Here is a 19,856-nt window from a genome sequence, read left to right on the forward strand (position 1 = left end):
AGATGGGGGAGATGGGGGAGAACAAAGAACCCAGAACAAACAACTTTACTGTTTACTGTTTACTGTTTACTGTTCCCAGTTCCGGAGTTCACAAATAACAAATAACAAATAACAAAATAAAAAAAATGCTTTTAAGTCGGTTTCAGGGTGGACTACTGGGGGGGCAAATTGGACAGGCGTTGTGGTCTCAGACAACGGCTGAGGGGTTGCCTTGGGTGGTTTTGCAAGATTGTGTCTTGGCTAGTTTAATCCAAACTGGACAATTTTCGCTTCAAGATTGGTTAGATCGGATTAAACAACGGGATGCGTCTCTCTTACAACAGCAACATCAGGGGAATAGTGCTGAGGTGGCTTTGGCGTTGTTTCCGGTGTGTCTCTTTTATCACGAAAACTTACCTAGACTGCGAGAAATGTTAGTCCAAGGGGCGACTTTTTGGTTAGGGCCTCAAGACTCTCTCGATTTTCTCTTGGGGTGGGGGGAAGGAATTGCGCGATCGCTAGAAATGCCAAACCATCCTTCTGCATTGGGGGAAAGTTTCTCTCCTCAGAGGGATTTCTTGAGAAACTATAAAGGGAAGGGGTTCGACTTACAACAGATTCAGAAACCAGGAAAAGGTTTAGTGCAGGTCATACGGGAGGTTTCCCCCCATTTAAATTCTGGAGATGCAGCGATCGCACTCGCACTATACTGTTTTAGCAGCACACCGGATCATTTTTCCCTTTGTCTCCAGCGTGCCGCGAATACCGACGCTTACGCCCCTCTGACCACCCCACTCACCGGAACAATAGCTGGAACTTATAATGGGGTTCACTCTCTCTCTTTAGTAAGGAGGCATTCTCTTGAAAGTTCTGTTACGCTGCAAGCAGCACGGCAACTCTTTCAAGTCTGGTCTGGTGTTTATACTCCCACAGAGGATTTATCGCTACATCCAGCGATCGCAGGGTCCGGACAACTCCAACCCCGTCCTTCCCTATCCCTCATCTCCCATCCCTCCTAGCTATTCCCGTGTCACCTTCTGCTCACCATTCCCAAAAATCTAGAATGCTCACTCACAGTTGCCTGTAAAATAGCTTACATTGGGACTCAAGGGGTGAAACCTCCACTCACGATTTCTCCTGTTGCTGTCTGCTCACTCACACAATATGAACACTTTTCATTTCCTCACTCAATATCTCAATCCTTGGCAGTCCAAACCGGAATCAACTCGTCAGGGGAACTCGAAATCGCCTAAACCGCCTCACAAAGAGCATAAACAGACCATTCCCCAACCCGTCATGTTAATCATGGTGGTGGTTTCCCTCACCAGTGTCTTTGGTTATCGCTTCTATAACCAACCGCAACTCAAAGAAGGTACAACTGCCCCCAAAACCATCTGGGCCGAGAAAGATGCCACGGTTGTGGACGAAGAATCAACAGAAGAAAAACGCAAGGCCGCCCAAACTGGCTCAGTGCGAGTCCTGAAAATCTCCCCAGATACCACCCAACAGATTACCCAAGAAATTAACACCTTTCTGGAACAGGTGGAACAAATGCGGAATATGGCCGGGCGGTTGCCCTTTATCGCCGATGAACAGATTTCCTTGCCCAGTCAACGCTATCTCCGCAGTAGCAGTCCAGAGGAATGGCAAGGCATCATCCAGCGTTTAGAAAAGATTTATGACACCTCCTTTTCCCAACAACCGTTAGATAACAACAGCCAATCCCTCCAAGAAAAAGCGGCGAATATTATTGGCGGAGCATCTGAAGCGGAGAAGTCCTCCGGTATTACCAACTTGAGTAATTTACCCTCCGTGCTAGAAACAGACCAGGTGGAGACAGACAACACCCCGTCCACAGAACAAAACAATACCACCGCCCTCCCGGAGGAGATCAGCCTCGAAGGGATGAGTTTGGCCGGGCAAGAAGCCTTACGAGAATTAAAAGCCTACGGGGATAGTCAAGGGGAAGCCCAACTGCAAGACTTGCTCTCGCAAATTGAACTCTTGCGCCAAGGGTTTCAAGAAGCCTTACAAGAGTTTGAAAATCCCGAAGGGGCGAAAGCTGAAGAAAATTATAAGCGGACGCTCTTGGATTTGCGCGATCGCACCTGGGAAAAAACCCGGGATGGCATTCGGACTGCGCTAGACCGCATTTTAACCCAGGGTATCCCCCAAGGAATGCCCGACTCCTTGAAACGAGAAGCCATTGCAACCCAGTTAAAATCGCAAATTCCGGCGTTAACCACCCCCTTGGCCACGGATTTACTCTCGGAAAAAATTCAACCGAATTTAGTTGAAGATCAAGAGGCCACTAAGCAATTGGCCGAACAAGCGGCGGAAAAAGTTGAACCTGTCCAATATCAAGTAGAAGCCGGAGACCTGATTGTTCGGGCTGGAGAGACCATTGATCGCCAGGCATTTGTCCTCTTAGACGAATTTGATGAAAGTCGTCGAGGGATTGACTGGAAGGGCATTGGGTTAACAGCCATTGTGGTGACGGGAGGGGTTGGTGTGTTTATGCTGGTGAAACGGCGCACTAATACCCGTTTGCGTTGCCGCGATCGCATTTTACTCTGTCTCCTGAGTGTGACTACCCCCCTCTTGATGAATATTTTTAAGCAGAATAATCTCCCGGCGGTGGGGTTACTGGTGAGTAGTTTCTATAATCCCAGCTTGGCGGTGACTCAGGTGAGTTTACTCACTGGGTTATCGGTGTATAGTAATACCGCCACCACCAACGGTGATGCCATTCCTTGGGAGTCTTTACTGGCCGGGACCACCGGGGGACTCTTGGCAGCGTTTGTGGCGGGAAGATTGCGATCGCGGGAAGAACTAGCCCTCCTAGGAGGCGGTATTGGCCTCGCTCAAGGCACGGTGTACCTTACCATTACCCTCGTGGGCAGTGCCACCGCCGGAACTATTTGGTCGGTCTTATTACCTGGTGCGGCTTTCTTTGGCGTATCTGGTTTAGCTTGGTGTATCGTGGCCTTGGGACTCTCCCCCTATTTAGAAAAAGTCTTTGACTTGATCACCCCCATTCGTCTGGCCGAACTCTCCAACCCCAACCGCCCCCTCCTGAAACGCTTGGCCACCGAAGCCCCTGGCACATTCCAACATACCTTATTTGTCGCTTCCCTCGCCGAAGCCGCCGCACGAGAATTACACGCCAACGTCGAATTAGTCCGGGCAGGGACGTTGTACCATGATATTGGCAAAATGCACGACCCCCAAGGCTTTATCGAAAACCAGATGGGTGGCCCCAATAAACATGATGAAATCAATGATCCTTGGGAAAGTGCCGATATTATTAAAAAGCACGTCAGTCAGGGATTAGTCATGGCCCGTAAATATAACTTGCCGAAAGCCCTACGAGACTTTATTCCCGAACACCAAGGCACGATTTTAATTTCCTATTTCTATTTCCAAGCCAAACAGAAAGCCCAAGCGGAGGGGTTGGATATTCAAGAGTCAGATTTCCGTTATGATGGGCCGATTCCTCAGTCACGGGAAACAGGAATTGTCATGCTAGCGGATGCTTGTGAAGCGGCCTTGCGTTCCCTCAAAGATGCCACTCCAGAAACCGCCTTAAATATGGTCAATAAAATCTTTAAGGCCCGTTGGCAAGACGGCCAGTTAGTGGATGCCGGGTTAAAACGCGAGGAATTATCCACCATTGCTGAAGTCTTTGTGCGCGTGTGGCAGCAGTACAACCACCAACGCATTGCCTATCCGAAAGGGGCTTTAGATAGCAGTAAAACCGCCCCCTCTCGCGCTTAATGTTTTCTCCGGTAAGCGAGGATATTCCCACCCCCACGAATGACTCCAGCCCGTCTCTAGACTCTCCCGCCAACCCACCTGTTCCCCCGCTATTCCTTCTTGCCTTATTATTGCTGTACAATCCTTTGACTTCTACCTTTTCACCTTAACTTGTCACCAATGCCCATTACCCATTACCGATTACCCATAAAAGTATGTCCCTTGGGGTTGTACAATAGAAAGGCTGTAAGTCAATGGGAATAGGCTGTGATCGAGCGTTATACTCTGCCTGAAATGGGCGAATTGTGGACAGACGAATATAAGTTTAAAACTTGGTTACAAGTGGAAATTGCAGTCTGTGAAGCACAGGCGGAGTTGGGATATATTCCGGCTGAAGCGGTAACAGAAATTCAGCAGAAGGCGAAATTTGACCCCAAACGGGTTTTAGAAATTGAGGCAGAGGTACGTCATGATGTGATTGCGTTTCTCACCAATGTGAATGAGTATGTGGGAGAAGCAGGCCGCTACATTCATTTAGGGTTGACGAGTTCCGATGTTTTGGATACGGGGTTGGCGTTGCAAATGTTGGCCAGCCTGAATTTGATTTTAGAGAAGGTGGAACAGGCGATTCAGGCGATTCGCTATCAGGCGCAACAACACCGTTATACAGTGATGGTAGGCCGCTCCCATGGCATTCATGCTGAACCAATTACTTTTGGGTTTAAGTTGGCGGGGTGGTTAGCGGAGATGATGCGAAACCGCGATCGCTTGGTAACATTACGCCAGGATATTGCTGTGGGTAAAATATCCGGTGCGGTGGGGACTTATGCTAATGTTGATCCCCGGATTGAGGCGATTGCTTGTCGGAAGTTAAACCTCGAACCAGATACGGCTTCAACTCAAGTCATTTCCCGCGATCGCCATGCAGAATTTGTTCAAACTCTCGCGCTGATCGCCTCTAGTTTAGAACGGTTTGCGGTGGAAATTCGCAATTTGCAACGCACAGATGTCTTAGAAGTTGAAGAATATTTCGCTAAGGGCCAAAAAGGGTCCTCTGCTATGCCACACAAGCGCAACCCCATCCGCTCTGAACGTCTCACAGGGATGGCCCGCATTATCCGAGGGAATGCGATGGCGGCCCTAGAAAATGTCGCCTTATGGCATGAACGGGATATTTCTCACAGTTCCGTTGAACGGGTGATTCTGCCGGATAGCTGCATCTTAGTTCACTTTATGCTCAATGAAACGATCAATCTGGTGAAACACCTGTTAGTCTATCCCGATAATATGCGGCGGAATATGAATGTCTATGGCGGGGTGATTTTCAGCCAGCGTGTTTTGCTGAAATTGGTAGAGAAGGGAATGACACGGGAAGCGGCCTACAAGGTGGTGCAGTCTTGCGCACATGAGGCTTGGAATGCCCCAGAAGGCAATTTCCGAGAGTTAATCCGCCAAGATACTACGGTGAAAAAACATCTCTCCTCTGAAGAAATCCTAGACTGTTTTAGTCCCCAACATCATCTCGAACATTTGGATAATATTTACCAACGTTTGGGAATCTAGTCCGCGAAATACTCCACTGTCTCGCGCCATTCTGGTCTTTTGGCGTGAGCGAAATTACTTTATTCTGTGATTATGCCAGCCTATCTGAGGATTGATTTAATTTTAGGGGTTTGTTTTGCGATCGCGGCAAGTAAAATGATGGCCTGGATCAGTCGCGTCACAGATTTGAGTCTCCAAGATGAAACCATATATTTACAAAAGGGAGTGCAACTCTTACAAACGGGAATCCCTGATCCTCAATGGGCCCCACTCTATTCTCTCTGGTATTTCGCTCTGTCTGGGCTAACAGCAAATAATATTGATTTATTTTATTTAAACTTCCAATTCTTAGTCATTATTAACTCTGTCCTGTTCTATATTTTTTTGAGAACATTACAGATTAAACTTGTCATTAGTATCGGGAGCAGTTTTTTATTCTTAATCGCCACTTTACATCATATTCAACCCCGTCCCACACATTTTGCCTTATTGTGTTTTTTAGGGGTTTTAATTTTGGCTAATTTGAGGCGTAACAATACACAATATTATCTCTTTTTAACCACTGGATTTGCTTGGATTACATTTATCCGTCCTGAATATATCTTCTCCCTCCTCTTTATGTTCATTATTGTAGCACAAAATGGACTAAATCATTGGAGAAATCAGCAATTATCATGGAAAAAAATTGGCTTATGGATCGGGGTCATTATTCTCCCTTTTATCCTCTTTGGAAACCCGTTATCAGGAGGCCGAAGTTGGTTAGCATTTAGCCAACATTTTTCCTTAAATTGGGTCAATTGGACGGATAGCTCCCTCAATCCGTGGATAAATCATGCTCAAATCATGCAGCAAGTTTTTGGAACAGCCAATAGTATTCCAGAAGCCTTACAAAATAATCCTACTTTATTTATTAAGCATATTTTATCCAATAGCACAGTTTATTTTCGCAATTCTTTAAATTTATTCTTACCTGTTTTAGGCCAATATGCGCTCAGATTTTTCTTTTTAAAAAGGATTTATATTGTGGTTCTATTTGCTGGAATTATAATTTACTTATTCTTCAAAAAAGCTCAAGTCATTAACTGCCTGAAAACTTCACAATTTCAGCGTCTTTTAGTAACATTTATCGCAGTATTTGTGGCAGTCTTACCCAGTATTTTACTCATCTTTCCCAGAGAACATTATTTAGTCTTACAAAATACATTAATTTTAGCCATCTTCGCATATCTAATGAGCTTCGTAACCCCTCCCCTAAAGCTCAATTGGCCAAACGCATTAAGTCTAGGACTGGTTATTATTTTAATCACTCCCAACTTAGCTTTTGGGTGGTGTCTTACCCCTCAATTTTGCCTAGGAAAAACCGAAACTGTCACCCTAGAAAGACCCAACATCAACACGGTTCAGTTTATTAAAACTTTACCTCTAAAAACCAAAACTCCGATTAACTTCTTAGAAGCAGAGGGAGGATATTCAATTTATATTAGCGATAATGTCCAGCGAGTTTACGAATGGCAAAAGTACGAAACGCCTTTTAAGCAGTATCAAGCGGAGAAAAATATTAATATGATTCTCCTCAGTGAGGATTTAATAAATCATCCATTTTATCGAAATGATCAGCAATTTAAAGCAGTCATAAACTCCCCCCAACAGTATAATTATCAATCTTTTCAAATTCCCAAAACCCCTTTTACACTATTAGTAAAACAAGACATTTTAGTTGATAGTTGATATAAAACGGAGAGGGAGGGATTCGAACCCTCGAAGGCTGTTACACCTTAGCGGTTTTCGAGACCGCCGCATTCAACCACTCTGCCACCTCTCCATGAGGATTCAGCTTTTCCATTGTACAAGATGATGGGCCGAGTCTCCAACCCCCGTGACCGAATCGGCTCACTGAAGTTTCATTCGTTAACCTCTCCCCTATGCTACATATGCTACAAAAATAATACAAACCCGTCAAGGATCACTTTAAGCAAAAACGCTCTCCCCTGTTTTTGAAATTTTTGTCAAGATCGATCATGGATCGAAAATAAGTTTTATATGATGGAGGGAAGGGGAGGTATTCGATCTTGTCGTCCTCCAGCAGACGGCAGCATTCTAGAGATAGAAGGGAAGCCGTAACTCATCCCTTGTCTATTAATCGCATCTACAAGCGGAGAAAAATCAATGATGAAGCAATCTTTTATTGTAGCTTTTGCCACTGTTTTACTCTTGACAGGGGCAAGCGGGGCAACCTATGCTTCACCGCAGCCTCCCTCGTCGATGAAAGAGTCGGATGAACAACTTGAGACGGCGTTCGATCGCCATTATCGTAGTGGTTATGAGTTAGGTTTTGAGCAGGGATGGCGCGATCGCAATTCTAACCAAAAATACGCCCCCCAACAACTCACCAACAGTTTAAACCTCGAAAGTTTCCCCGATCAACGTGCCAAAGCCGGCTATTTAGCCGGAGTATTAGCTGGATTCCACGATGGTTACTACAACCACAGCGAGGAAAATCAAGCGGAAATCCAACGCTTTTACGAAGGCTATAATCAAGGGTATCAATCCGGAGAAGAAGACGCGCAAACCGTCCGCCAAACCGCCAAAACCTACACCCCCCAACCCGACTCCAGCAACCCCAGTGATCCCCAATTCACCAACGGCTATAATATTGGCTACTGGCAGGGCTTTGAAGCAGGTTGGAGCAGTAATCAGTAAACAGCAGACAGACTGATTTTATAGGAATCAAGCGGATTCCGGATTACAACTCCAATAAAGCCCCTATATATTAACTTGATAGTAATGGGAACAGCAAAATGCCTCCAACTTGACACAGGTGGAGGCGTTGCGTTTAAAGGCTTTTCAGCCCCCAAATTCCTTGGAGGCATCAGGAGGGGGATTAGCCCATGATAGCTTTTGCTTTCGCTACCACATTATCAACAGTGAAGCCAAATTTTTCTAACGCCACACCACCGGGGGCAGATGCACCGAAGGTATTAACCGCAATGGTATTATCTTCGCTGATGGTGTACCGGGCCCAGCCTAAACTGCTTCCTGCTTCAACCGCTAACCGAGAAGTGACAGAGGAGGGGAAAACAGACTCTTTGTAAGCGTCATCTTGTTCTTCAAACAATTCCCAAGAGGGGAGAGAGACAACGCGGACTTTCTTCCCTTCACCCCGGAGACGCTCTGCGGCTTCTACGCACAGTTGCAGTTCGCCCCCTGTTCCAATGAGGATGATATCCGGTGTACCACCGTCATCAGAGAGGATATAACCGCCTTTCTCGGTGTTTTCAATGGAAGTCCCGGCTAAGTTGGGTAAACCTTGACGAGAGAAAGCTAAGAGGGTGGGAGCAGTGGGCTTACCGCCAACACCTTTGGCACGCTCAACGGCGACTTTATAGGCCCCAGAGGTTTCATTTCCATCCGCCGGACGCAGGACCACTAAATCGGGAATAGCGCGGAGAGAGGCAATTTGTTCAACGGGTTGGTGAGTGGGGCCATCTTCCCCAAGGGCAATGGAGTCGTGAGTCATCACCCAGATTACACCCGCTTCAGAAAGGGCAGATAAGCGGATGGCGTTCCGCATATAGTCGGTGAAGATCAAGAAGGTTGCCCCGTAGGGGAGTAAGCCAGATTTGTGTAGGGCAATGCCGTTACAAATCGCGCCCATTCCGTGTTCCCGAACCCCGAAACGAACGTTTTTGTTCTCATACTGGCCTTTTTGGAAGTCGCCAGAGGATTTGAGGAGGGTTTTGTTGGAGGGGGCTAAGTCAGCCGAGCCGCCAAAGAGTTCGGGTAAGGTTTCCACAATGGCGTTTAAGGTAGCCCCAGACTGATTCCGAGTTGCGTCTTTTTTGCTTTCGGGGGTATAGGTAGGGAGGCATTTGTGCCAGTCTGCCGGAAGTTCATAGTTGATCATGCGCTCGAACAGGGCAGCTTCTTGGGGATATTTGGTTTTGTAGGTGGCAAAGGCTTGATTCCATTCGGCCTCATAGCTGGCCCCCCGTTCTACGGCTTTCCGGAAGTGGTTGAGGGCATCGTCGGGGATGACAAAGGGATCGTAATCCCAGCCTAAATGTTCACGGGTGGCGGCTACTTCGTCATCACCCAGGGCGGCCCCGTGGACTCCGTGGGTGTTGGCTTTGTTGGGTGAACCGAAACCGATGGTGGTGGTAACTTTGATGAAGGAGGGTTTATCGGTGACGGATTTGGCGTTTTCGAGGGCTTTGTGAATTGCATCTAAGTCGGTGTTGCCCTCGGGGACTTCTTGAACGTGCCATCCGTAGGCTTCAAACCGCTTCATTACGTCTTCGGTGAAGGCCAGTTCGGTGTGGCCGTCGATGGAGATGTTATTGTCATCGTAGATGGCGATGAGTTTGCCTAAGCCTAAGTGGCCGGCGAGGGAACAGGCTTCTCCGGAGATGCCTTCCATGTTGCAACCATCCCCTAAGATGACGTAGGTATGATGGTCAACAATTTTAGCATCGGGTTTGTTGAACATCGCGCCGAGGTGCGCTTCGGCCATGGCTAATCCTACGCCGTTGGCAATGCCTTGTCCGAGAGGCCCGGTGGTGACTTCCACCCCTTCGGTGAGAAAGTTTTCGGGGTGTCCTGGGGTTTTTGATCCCCACTGACGGAATTGTTTTAAGTCGTCGAGGGTGACGTTATCATAGCCCGTTAAGTGGAGTAGGCTGTATTGGAGCATACAACCGTGTCCTGCGGAGAGGACAAAGCGATCGCGGTTAATCCAGTTGGGATTTTTGGGATTGTAGCGCATAAAGCGATCCCACAGCACAAAGGCCATCGGTGCTGCTCCCATGGGGAGTCCGGGGTGTCCGGAATTCGCTTTTTGTACAGCGTCAATGGCTAAAAAACGAATGGAATTGATACAAAGGTCTTCGAGTGATTGGCTAGCAACGACCATATTTTTCTTACGCTATTATGAGAACTACACTTAATTTAAGTACAATTTGCAACAAAATTTATTGCAAACTTATTAACTTGAAGGCTGACACGGTTGGGATCGCCACCAATGCCAGTCTCTATCTTCCCATTGTCGGGGGGGATAAACAAGGGGTCAGATTCAAGCAATTCTGGGTTTAAGTTTTGCGATCGCACCCTCTCCCCCCATTTCCCCCCCCATTTCCCCGTTTTTCACCCCGAACGGTTCTAGGCTTTGACTTGACAAATTTTTAGTTTTGTTGTTGGGGAATAGGGAACAGGGAATAGTTGGTTCTCCCCTATCTCCTCCATCTCCCCCATCTCCCCTATCTCCCCCATCCCCTCCATTTATATCTTTGTGGTTCAACCGTCAACTCTCAACTATCCACTATCAACTATCACCTCCCCTTCATCCTAGACTCAGGCCACTCTCATAGACCTAAGAGAAATTAGAACCATTAGGGTTTTGCAGGTGAGATCATGAAACCATTAAATCGGATGAATCGGCTTATATTGGGGACAGGAGGTGCAGTGGCACTGCTGTTGGGGACATTCGTTTTACAGGCCGACGGTTGGGAAAACTTTAAACTCCAATATTTTCACCTAACCAGTTTCCTCAATGACCAAACTCAAGAACTTGATGATGTACGCAAACAAAATATTAACCCCCAAACCAATACTCGCATTAATCTCGAACAACTCTTAAACGGTGGCCCTCCCAAAGACGGTATCCCTAGTATAGATAACCCTCAATTTGATACTCCATCAACTACCCCCTTTCATGAAAACGACATTGCGATCGGAGTAGTCATTAACGGAGAAGCCAAAGCCTATCCCTTTGGTATCATGAACTGGCACGAAATCGTTAATGATACTGTTGGGGGAAAGAATGTTACCATCTCCTATTGTCCCCTCTGTGATACTATCGTGGCTTTTGAACGAGGAAACACCACCTTTGGAGTCTCTGGGAAATTGTACCAAAGTTGTCTGGTTATGTACGATCGCGCCGATGACTCCCTCTACTCCCAACCCTGGGCCCTCGGTGTGGTGGGGAAACAAGTCAACGACACCTTAAACCGTATCCCCGCAGTGAAAACCACCTTGGGAGAATGGTTAGACAAACACCCCGATAGTCAAATTCTCTCGACAGATACCGGACATCAACGGGACTATTTTAATTATCCCTACGGTGATTATTACACCAATGACCAGATTATTTTTCCCGTCCGCAACCAAGACCAACGGAACTTACACCCCAAAGCCATTGTGAGTTATATTTGGGAGCATAATGGGGAAACGCCCTTTAATGAGTTTTCTGGGTCTCATCATGCGTTCTCTCACCAGAAACTGCAACAAACTGGGGAACAAGTTGTCGAGTTTAATGGACGCAAAGTAAAAGCTATCTGGGATGACTCCCTCGACACGGTGAGAGTTGAAGAAATGGACGGGACAGTAATTCCGAGTAGTACCGCTTTTGCTTTTGTGTATCCTGCATTTTTTCGGGATTAATTAAAAGGTATGGCCCTCATCCCTAACCCCCTCTCCCCAATGGGGAGAGGGGGAATAATTGTTAAATGCCTGTTCCGTCTAAAAACTCACGAATTTCGCGATCGCGCAATTGACAACTTTCCCCAGTCTGAACCAACTCCTTACAGTCTTCAACCGCAGGTAACGCTGCTTTAACCATCGTCACCGTTCCATGATGTTGATCTTGTAACTCCTGAAGTTGTTGTTCTAAGGACTCAATGCGGTCCACCAAGGTGCGAATGACTTGCGCTTCGGAGTCAGGCAGTTTACCGTGTTCGAGAGGGTCAACCCGTACCCCAGACCGATAAACCACTCGTCCCGGTATGCCCACCACCGTACAATCCGACGGCACATCCCGCAAAACCACAGACCCCGCACCGATGCGGACTTGGTTGCCGATCTGAATATTCCCCAAAACCTTCGCCCCTGCACCCACAACGACATTTTCCCCTAGGGTGGGGTGACGTTTGCCACTTTCTTTCCCCGTCCCCCCTAGGGTCACGCCTTGGTAGATGAGGCAATAGTCGCCTATAATGGCTGTCTCACCAATCACCACTCCCATTCCGTGGTCAATAAAAACGCCGTGGCCAATTTGCGCCCCTGGGTGAATTTCAATCCCGGTTATGAAGCGAGAGAAATGGGACAGGAAGCGAGGGATAAAGGGTAAACCAACATTGTAGAGCCAATGGGCTACACGGTGGAATAATAGTGCTTGTAAACCCGGATAACAAAACAGGACTTCCAACCCATTTCTTGCTGCGGGGTCGCGGTCGAAAATAATTTGGAAGTCCGCCTTTAAAGTAGAGAGCATCGGGAATTGTAATCTCTGTCAACTCGATCTTTCATTATCTTAGCGTTCCTTGGTTAAGGAATACTGAGAATTTCTTGGGAGATGGGTGATTGGGGATAGGGAAGATGGGGAAGGTGGGGAAGGTGGGGGAGATAGGGGAGTAACAACTGTTCCGGAGTTCCCTATTCCCTGTTCCGGAGTTCCTTTGTTCACAAAACCACAACCTAAAACTGAAACCGAGTGCGAATTGTACCCACCACGATATCGGGGTTGCGTTGGTTGTGGTTGGGGTTGGTTAACCAAATGACACCGGGGGTGATCTCCACATTGTCTGTGACTTGGATTTTATAAAATCCTTCGATATGAAAGCCGACATCATGATCGCTAGTTAAACCCACTTGTAACCCCTCAAAGCCCAAATTGCCTAAACTTTCTGTCCCATCCGTTAAACGGGGTTCTTGTCCGAAAATTAAGCCCAGTTGACTGCCTTCGGTCCCTAGGTCATTAATCCCTAGGGTGATGGCATAATTCCAAATATCGGCTTCTCCGGTGTTGATCACTTGGGCGGCAGTATAACCTACCCAACCGCCGACAAAAAATTGGGAACTGGGACTAAATAAGGCTTCTACTCCATAGGCATTACTCACGACGGGAAAATCAAACCCCCGTAAGTCAGAGGCTAAACTGCCTACTCCAGGCCGTACTCCCCCACTCCGGTATCCGTGGACGTAGGTGGCTGCTAGGTTAATGGAGTCACTGGGGGTAAAGGTGGCTTGTCCGATCATGGCATAGTCGCCGTTAAAGACTCCACTACTGGGGCCGGCGGTTCCGGGTTCTCCGGCGGTGTAGCCGAGTTCTAGGGCAATACTATCATTGGGGGCGAGGCGGAGGCCGATTCCGGCTTCTTGCCCTCCGTGGCGATAAATGGGGTTGTATCGCCCAAAGCGGGAAATTGACCCGCCGCCGGAGGATTCAAAGGGGTTAAGGGGACTGGCTAAGTCATCTAACCCTATTCCTGTTGCACCGACGGTGATTTCTGCGCGACTTCCAAAGGGAAAGCGATATTCTAATTTACTGAGGGTGATGGTGTTATCGTTGTCTCCTGCAAAGCCAAATTGCCCTTCTCGTGTCACTGTGCCATCTAAGGCGGTGAAGGTTTCGATATTCCGGGCTTGTAGGCGAGTTCGCAAGCGATCGCGCCCTGTAAAACTGGTGTCAAAGTTTAATCGGACTCGGTTTTGAAAGGCGATTTTTCCCCCTTCAACTAAATTATCACCGAGGTCAAATTCACCACTCCCATTTAAGTCATAGGGTTGTGTCCCATTAAAAAATTCGCTGAGAATGAATAGCACTTCCCCATTTAATTTGGTGGTGGTGGAAAACTGATTCATTTCTAGGTCTGAGACACGGGCTTCTAAATTATCCACACGAGTCTCTAGGGTGGCGATTTCGGCTTCAAAGTCTTGGACGAGACGTTGTAGGGTTTCTAGGTCACTCTGGGTGACAAATTCGGTGGTTGTGGCGGCGATTAATCGCTCGATTTGCTGGACACAGGCATTCACTCCGGCGGCGAATTCATAACGACTGAGGGGACGGTTGCCCCGAAAGGTGCTGTCGGGATACCCTTGCAAGCAGTCATAACGACGGTTGAGGTCATTTAAAGCGGCAAATGCCCAATCAGTGGGGGAAACGTCTTGAAATTGGGTGGCCCCTAACCCCTGTTGACCCATGGCTTCGTTACTATAGTGTCGCAGGTCTTCAAGTAATTGTTGGGTTGAATGGTTGACCTCCTCTTGGTTGGGGAGGTCCAAGGAAGTGAGGGGAATGGGGGGGGCTAACTCAAGGTGACTGTTTCTGGGGGGGGGATTGTCGAGTTTAGCGGGTTTGTATAGGGAGAAGGGAGGAGGAGAGGGAGCGTTTTGCGCGATCGCTATCTCTGGTACAACAAAAATAGAGGCTAGTAGGGTAGGCAACAGATATCCCGTGAATTTGGCCATAAATCAGCATAAATCGTCACTCGCAACCCTCTTATCATACTCTTGTGCCTCCTCAAATCAATATTTTTCTGGGGTCTTTGTGTTCTTTGTGTCTTTGTGGTTCACTCACGCAACGCTCAACTATAATGAAGGTATTGCCTTGAACTAAGGCTCACAAGGCGTGTCACAATGAATCACTGGACAGTTTAGGGCGTTATGGGACGTAAAGCAAAACTGAGAAAAGCGAAGAAGCAACTCAAGACTAATTCCCCTCAAGATCAGAATCCTGCACAATCGGGGAATCCGAGTCAATTTCAACGGGATATGGAACGACAGGGATATTCTCTCAAACAAGGTCTGTATAAATTACAGTCTGCTGCTCCCGATGTTCCTGATCATAAACCTCGTCCCCAACTTTAACCTGTTCTGTATAAATTAATGATGCAAGTTAATGATGCAAGATTGGTGGCAAGCAACTTTTCCCCAAGGCCGACAAACTTTAACCATTGAAGATGCTAACGGGATTCCCATTCGATTGGCCTACGGTGAAAAAGGGAATGGACAACCTCTGATTTTAGTGCATGGGATTGCCAGTTGGAGTTATGGGTGGCGAGGGTGTATTGATGAGTTAGCCCAACGGTTTCGGGTGATCTGTTTGGATGCGAAAGGCCACGGGTTTTCTGATAAACCTCTGTATCCCGATAGGGTGGGCCACCAAATTATTGAGTTACAGCGCAGTATTGAGCAGTTGTGCGATGAACCTGCGATTATTGTAGCGCAGTCTCTGGGGGCGTTGGTGACGTTGGGGTTAGCGCAAGAGTTTCCTCAATTGTGCGATCGCCTGGTTTTAATCAATGTTCCCATTTTTGCAGACCGTTTACCCAGTTGGTGGATGCACGGTTTGGCCATTCTACCTTTAACTTGGGTCAAAGTGGTCGATCGCAGTCGCATTATTAAACCGCTCTCTCCCATTGTACGCGCCTTAACTGGGTTTTTCCGTCGGGAGGTGGTGACTGATCCTAATACCATTACCCCAGAGGAGGTGTATTGGATTACCTATCCTTATATTGAAATGCCCAATGCGATTGTAAAATATGCCGAAGACTTACAAATTTCTCTGCGAGAAATTCAAGCGATCGCGCAACCCCAACCCAACCTCATTCGACAAATTCGAGACAACCTCCCCACCCTCACCCATCCTACCCTTATCCTCTGGGGAGAACAAGATAACTGGTTTCCCCCCCAACACGGGGAAAAACTCCACCACCACCTCCCCAACGCACAATTCAAAACCCTCCCCAACTGCGGCCACGACGCTTCCGGAAGTTGTCCACAACCCGTCACCCAAGCCATTCTCCACTTTTTGCACCCCCCTATCCCAGAGTGAATCACCAAGCGTTCCTAACTTTGATAGGATCATGACAATAAGCCAATCAAGGAAAGATTAACCATGAATATCTTAATGGAAGCCGCAACAGGAGGATTACCCCTCTCTTTTACCGCAGTGTACATCGTTGGTTTTATTGCTGCTGTAACGATTGGTTCTATTGCGTGGTACAACTCCAAACGGCCTGCAGGTTGGGAAGATAAAGAACGTCCTGATTTTGTGCCGAAAGTTGATGATAAAAAAGACTCAGAATAATTGAGAATGAGGGAATAGGCAACAAGACAAGGTACGGTCTTTTCCCTATTCCCAATTTTCTTGAACAGGATACAATAGAATTAGGGTAAGCCCAGAGAACTAAAATTCCCAACTCAACCAGCAACTATAAACCACTAACTACTAACAACCAACAACCCAAAACCCACAACTAACAACCAACAACACCCCCAATGTTTAACGATCCGGCGATTCAGGAACTTTTACAAGATTTACATAGTTCGGATGCAAGAAAACGCCAAAACGCAACAGCAAGACTTTGGCAAATTTGGTTTTCTCAAAAAGGCGATACGGGGTTAGAAACCCTCCGTCGTACTCAATTTTTAATTGAAATTGGAGAAACGGAACAAGCGGAAATGATTTTAAACCAGTTAATTGAAACTTATCCAGATTTTGTAGAGGCGCGGAATCAAAGAGCCATTTATTATTACAGTCAAAACCAAATTTATAAGTCTTTGCAGGATTGTCAAAAAGTTGTTAAACTCAACCCCAATCATTTTGGGGCTTGGCATGGGCTAGGTTTATGTTATGCGGCTTTAGAGGAGTATCATAAAGCTATTGAAGCCTTTAATAAGGCTCTAGAAATTCAGCCCTATGCCACCATTAATCAAAAATTAATTTTAGAATGTACGGTTCGTTTAAATTAAATTATTAAATCATTAAACATGGTCAAAAATATTACTGATATTGAATTAGCAGATTATATCGATCGCGCCGTTTTACATCCGACTTCTACTCTAGAACAAGTGAAAGAAGCGTGTAATGAGGCCATTCGTTATAATTTCCCGGCAGTGTGTGTGTATCCCACTGCCGTGCGCGAGGCCGCGGAAATTCTCCACAACCAACAAACGCAAGTCTGTGCAGTGATCGGCTTTCCTAGTGGGGCTTCTACGGGGGCTGTGAAGCTCTATGAGGCACAGGAAGCGGTCGAGAAGGGGGCCACCGAGTTAGATGTAGTGATCAATCTAGGATGGCTGAAAGAGGGGAAAACCGAGGCGATTTATAAAGAGATCGCGCAAATTTGCGAAGAAACGGGGCAAACGGTGAAAGCCATTTTAGAAACCAATGTTTTAACCAATACTGAGAAGCGACTGGCCGCGGAAATTTGTATGGATGCAGGGGTGAGTTTTTTAAAAACCAGTACAGGTTGGTTTGGGGGTGCAACAGTGGAGGATGTGCGCTTGTTACAGGAGGTAAGTCAAGGCAGAGTAGGGATTAAAGCTTCTGGGGGCATTCGGACTCCTCAACAAGCGATCGCACTTATTCAAGCCGGGGCCACCCGTCTCGGCACATCCCGAGGCGCGGCCTTAATCCAACTCAGAGGCCAAGAAAGTGAAATAGTTGAGAGTTGATAGAATCTGCCTTGGGTTGAAACCCAAAGCTAATAGCTGAAACCCGTTCAAACGGGTTAATAGACCAATCGAAAAATTAAAAATTTAGGTGTAGGGTGGGCAATGCCACCCTACAATGATTAAAACTTCACAAGGATAGTGAACATTTGGGGTGCGAATTCCCTCTAATTCTTATTCCCCTTGTTGCCAACGCCCGATCGCGCCTTGAGCTTCTTCATAACTCGGTGTCCCTTCAGGGACTAACTTCGCCGTTTGGACCGCCAGATCAAACTCCCCACGGGACGCACGGGAATTGGCAATTAAATAAATTTGCCGACTCCAACGGCCAATTAAATCCTGGGCCTCCGCATACCCCGGTTGGCCCTCCGGAATCTGTTGTAATTGCTTAATCGCCTGATTATAACTCGACGCTTGCGTATAACGAATCGTCCGCCGGGCCTCTTGAATAATCTCAATATTCGCCTGTTGTTGTTGCGCTTGCTCTTGCCACTGTTGAATACTCTGTTGAGCTTGAGCATACAAGGTTTCCTGCTCCGAGGGAACTAAACGGGCCGCCGCAATGGCATTAGGAAAATTCCCCTGGTTCGCCCTGCCTTTGGCAATATCCAAAATCACCGCACTCCAACGGGCAATATCCGCCTGGGCCTCCTGATATAACGGTGCATTGGGTTGAATGCGTTGTGCCTCTCGAATCGCTTGACTAAACCCAGAAGCCTGATTACTTTGAATATAGGTTCTCGCCCTCGCTAAAACCCTCTCACTCGCCTCCATGGTTGCAGGAGCCGGCTCTAAGGCTTCAGGAGAAGGGGTAGGACTCGGACTCGCCTCCGGAGAGGGAGAAGGACTGGGACTGGCTTCAGGAGAGGGTGGGGGGACATTCGCATTGCCCTGCTCTACAGGTTGTTCCCCCCCAGGAGACGCGGTATCAGTAGGGGAAGTGGCCGCAGTGGGGGTGTCTGAATTAGAAGCCACCGGAGTATTAGAAGGACGGGTAACAAACCAGAATATACCCACAAGAGCCGCAATTAATGCCACACCCGCCCCAATTAACATTCCCACAGGTTGCTTCTTACGTGGAGTCGGAGGAGGTGGAGGAGAAGCAGTTTCGGGAGGTAAATCTAAATCAATATTCTCGTCTTCATTGGTAGGGATATTGGCTTCAGGAGACTCCGGTTCAACATTGCCATCCGGTGACTCCTGCTCCCCATTGGAGGTGGGAAAGTTGGGTAATTCGGGCATTTTTAACCCTCCCGCAGCCCCATTATTCTCGGCAGTCTCGGCAGTTTCTAGGGTGTCTTCTTCTTGTAATGTGGTGGTTTTCCCCATTTCGGACATACTCTCTTGGGGATAGGTTGCCCCGCCTTCTTGGGGGAGGAGGGGTTTTTGGGCAAATTCCATGGACGGAATGACAATGAGGGGATGTTGAACAGGCCGCCAGTGATGTTCGCTTAATTCGGGTAAATGTTCGTAGAGATAGCCGCTTAAATTATGTAGCGTGAGATTAGGCCCATAATAGCGTAAGGCTTCTAAGAGCGTCGCAGTGAATATCCCATGGCCTAACGAGACTTCTTCATGGGAGGCTTCTTCAATTTGGCTGGATAAAATCAGCGAGATGCCCATTTCCGGAGCAATTTCGGCGATTTGTGCGCCGACGGACTCTCCGGCAATAACTCCAGGAGAACGGTTAATATCGAGTAAGACGAGGACATTGTGAAAGCCTTTTTCTCGAATTAGTCCAAAAATTTCTTTGGCAGGGATTCCTGTATTGGGGATATCACCGGGATTCCCGTCAATGGGCATCAAATAATCATCCCCTTCCCAACTGACCCCATACCCACTGAAGAAAAACCAGAGCAGTGAGCTAGATTCCCCATTCAGCCAGTTTTCTAACCAGTGGAGAATGTTGGCTTTGGTGGGTTCGGTGGACTGTTCTCCTACCCAAGGGGAGGTGTCGGTGAGGAGGAGGGAGTCTTGGGGGGGGAGTCCTGTTTCTTCCCGGAGTCGTTGATGCACGGCCTGAGCATCCTGTTGAGCATAACTCAACGGTTGGATGTATTGATAACGATTGATGCCGATTGAGAGAGAGGTATAGTCTGCCATTTCACCCGGTTTTATGTGCTGTTTTTCTTTAATCTTCTGAATATTTCAGGTCTTGTCAAGTTACGGTGAGAGGGAACAGCATGGGACAGTCACCAGTCACCAGTCACCAGTCACCAGTTACCAGTCACCAGTGACTTTCGGATAATTGTGTCTTTAAAGGGCTTTTGGGTTTAATCTTACCCTTGACTTGACTCATTTTACGCTTAATTTCACAAGGTTTGGGGGAGATGGGGGAGATGGAGGAGATG

15 protein-coding genes and 1 tRNA gene are annotated in these 19,856 nt (G+C 47.4%); 11 read left to right on the plus strand and 5 right to left on the minus strand.

What is annotated here, in order from left to right; all coding sequences use genetic code 11:
* The first annotated feature begins 125 nt into the window (after positions 1 to 125).
* From PN462_RS14550 to PN462_RS14565, 4 genes are all read left to right on the plus strand, one after another.
* On the plus strand, positions 126 to 998 hold the full coding sequence (locus PN462_RS14550) for a hypothetical protein (protein WP_272129194.1): 873 nt from the start codon (positions 126 to 128) through the stop codon (positions 996 to 998).
* A 145-nt stretch (positions 999 to 1,143) separates the two neighbouring features.
* Positions 1,144 to 3,756 (plus strand): HD family phosphohydrolase, encoded by a 2,613-nt coding sequence (locus tag PN462_RS14555; RefSeq protein ID WP_272129196.1) that lies wholly within the window; start codon positions 1,144 to 1,146, stop codon positions 3,754 to 3,756.
* A 246-nt stretch (positions 3,757 to 4,002) separates the two neighbouring features.
* Complete coding sequence (gene purB, locus PN462_RS14560) at positions 4,003 to 5,298, plus strand: adenylosuccinate lyase (RefSeq protein WP_272129199.1); 1,296 nt, start codon at positions 4,003 to 4,005, stop codon at positions 5,296 to 5,298.
* A 72-nt stretch (positions 5,299 to 5,370) separates the two neighbouring features.
* Positions 5,371 to 7,005: a hypothetical protein gene (locus tag PN462_RS14565; protein WP_272129201.1), complete on the plus strand. Its 1,635-nt coding sequence runs from the start codon at positions 5,371 to 5,373 to the stop codon at positions 7,003 to 7,005.
* A 7-nt stretch (positions 7,006 to 7,012) separates the two neighbouring features.
* On the opposite strand, the gene PN462_RS14570 is transcribed toward PN462_RS14565, so the two are convergent.
* Positions 7,013 to 7,099 (minus strand) — tRNA-Ser (locus PN462_RS14570).
* A gap of 344 nt (positions 7,100 to 7,443) precedes the next feature.
* On the opposite strand from PN462_RS14570, the gene PN462_RS14575 reads away from it, so the two are divergent.
* Positions 7,444 to 7,977: a hypothetical protein gene (locus PN462_RS14575; protein WP_272129202.1), complete on the plus strand. Its 534-nt coding sequence runs from the start codon at positions 7,444 to 7,446 to the stop codon at positions 7,975 to 7,977.
* Between the two features lie 181 nt (positions 7,978 to 8,158).
* Here PN462_RS14575 and tkt read toward each other — a convergent pair whose 3' ends face one another.
* Positions 8,159 to 10,186 (minus strand): transketolase, encoded by a 2,028-nt coding sequence (gene tkt / locus PN462_RS14580; protein ID WP_272129204.1) that lies wholly within the window; start codon positions 10,184 to 10,186, stop codon positions 8,159 to 8,161.
* Between the two features lie 497 nt (positions 10,187 to 10,683).
* Between tkt and PN462_RS14585 the strand changes: the two genes are divergently transcribed.
* On the plus strand, positions 10,684 to 11,712 hold the full coding sequence (locus PN462_RS14585; RefSeq protein ID WP_272129206.1) for a DUF3179 domain-containing protein: 1,029 nt from the start codon (positions 10,684 to 10,686) through the stop codon (positions 11,710 to 11,712).
* 61 nt (positions 11,713 to 11,773) lie between these two features.
* On the opposite strand, the gene cysE is transcribed toward PN462_RS14585, so the two are convergent.
* Both cysE and PN462_RS14595 read right to left on the minus strand, forming a co-directional pair.
* Complete coding sequence (gene cysE, locus PN462_RS14590; RefSeq protein ID WP_334310459.1) at positions 11,774 to 12,541, minus strand: serine O-acetyltransferase; 768 nt, start codon at positions 12,539 to 12,541, stop codon at positions 11,774 to 11,776.
* A gap of 203 nt (positions 12,542 to 12,744) precedes the next feature.
* Positions 12,745 to 14,517 carry an iron uptake porin gene (locus PN462_RS14595; protein WP_272129208.1) on the minus strand — a complete coding sequence of 591 codons (1,773 nt, stop codon included), beginning with the start codon at positions 14,515 to 14,517 and terminating at the stop codon, positions 12,745 to 12,747.
* Positions 14,518 to 14,712: 195 nt separating this feature from the next.
* Between PN462_RS14595 and PN462_RS14600 the strand changes: the two genes are divergently transcribed.
* The 5 genes from PN462_RS14600 (at position 14,713) to deoC (ending at position 17,508) form a co-directional block, all read left to right on the plus strand.
* Positions 14,713 to 14,916, plus strand: a complete 204-nt coding sequence (locus PN462_RS14600; protein ID WP_272129210.1) for a hypothetical protein — start codon at positions 14,713 to 14,715, stop codon at positions 14,914 to 14,916.
* Positions 14,917 to 14,947: 31 nt separating this feature from the next.
* Positions 14,948 to 15,883 carry an alpha/beta fold hydrolase gene (locus PN462_RS14605; protein WP_272129212.1) on the plus strand — a complete coding sequence of 312 codons (936 nt, stop codon included), beginning with the start codon at positions 14,948 to 14,950 and terminating at the stop codon, positions 15,881 to 15,883.
* A 63-nt stretch (positions 15,884 to 15,946) separates the two neighbouring features.
* Positions 15,947 to 16,138, plus strand: a complete 192-nt coding sequence (gene psb35 / locus PN462_RS14610) for a photosystem II assembly protein Psb35 (protein WP_443029181.1) — start codon at positions 15,947 to 15,949, stop codon at positions 16,136 to 16,138.
* A 191-nt stretch (positions 16,139 to 16,329) separates the two neighbouring features.
* The gene (locus tag PN462_RS14615) at positions 16,330 to 16,803 is read left to right on the plus strand and encodes a tetratricopeptide repeat protein (protein WP_272129216.1); all 474 of its coding nucleotides are present in this window, start codon (positions 16,330 to 16,332) and stop codon (positions 16,801 to 16,803) included.
* A gap of 18 nt (positions 16,804 to 16,821) precedes the next feature.
* Positions 16,822 to 17,508: a deoxyribose-phosphate aldolase gene (gene deoC, locus PN462_RS14620; protein ID WP_272129218.1), complete on the plus strand. Its 687-nt coding sequence runs from the start codon at positions 16,822 to 16,824 to the stop codon at positions 17,506 to 17,508.
* A gap of 171 nt (positions 17,509 to 17,679) precedes the next feature.
* Here deoC and PN462_RS14625 read toward each other — a convergent pair whose 3' ends face one another.
* Positions 17,680 to 19,608 carry a caspase family protein gene (locus tag PN462_RS14625; RefSeq protein ID WP_272129221.1) on the minus strand — a complete coding sequence of 643 codons (1,929 nt, stop codon included), beginning with the start codon at positions 19,606 to 19,608 and terminating at the stop codon, positions 17,680 to 17,682.
* Positions 19,609 to 19,856: the final 248 nt, after the last annotated feature.

Origin of the sequence: Spirulina sp. CS-785/01 (assembly GCF_028330525.1) — a bacterium.
Taxonomy (GTDB): Bacteria; Cyanobacteriota; Cyanobacteriia; order Cyanobacteriales; family Spirulinaceae; genus JAQMSD01.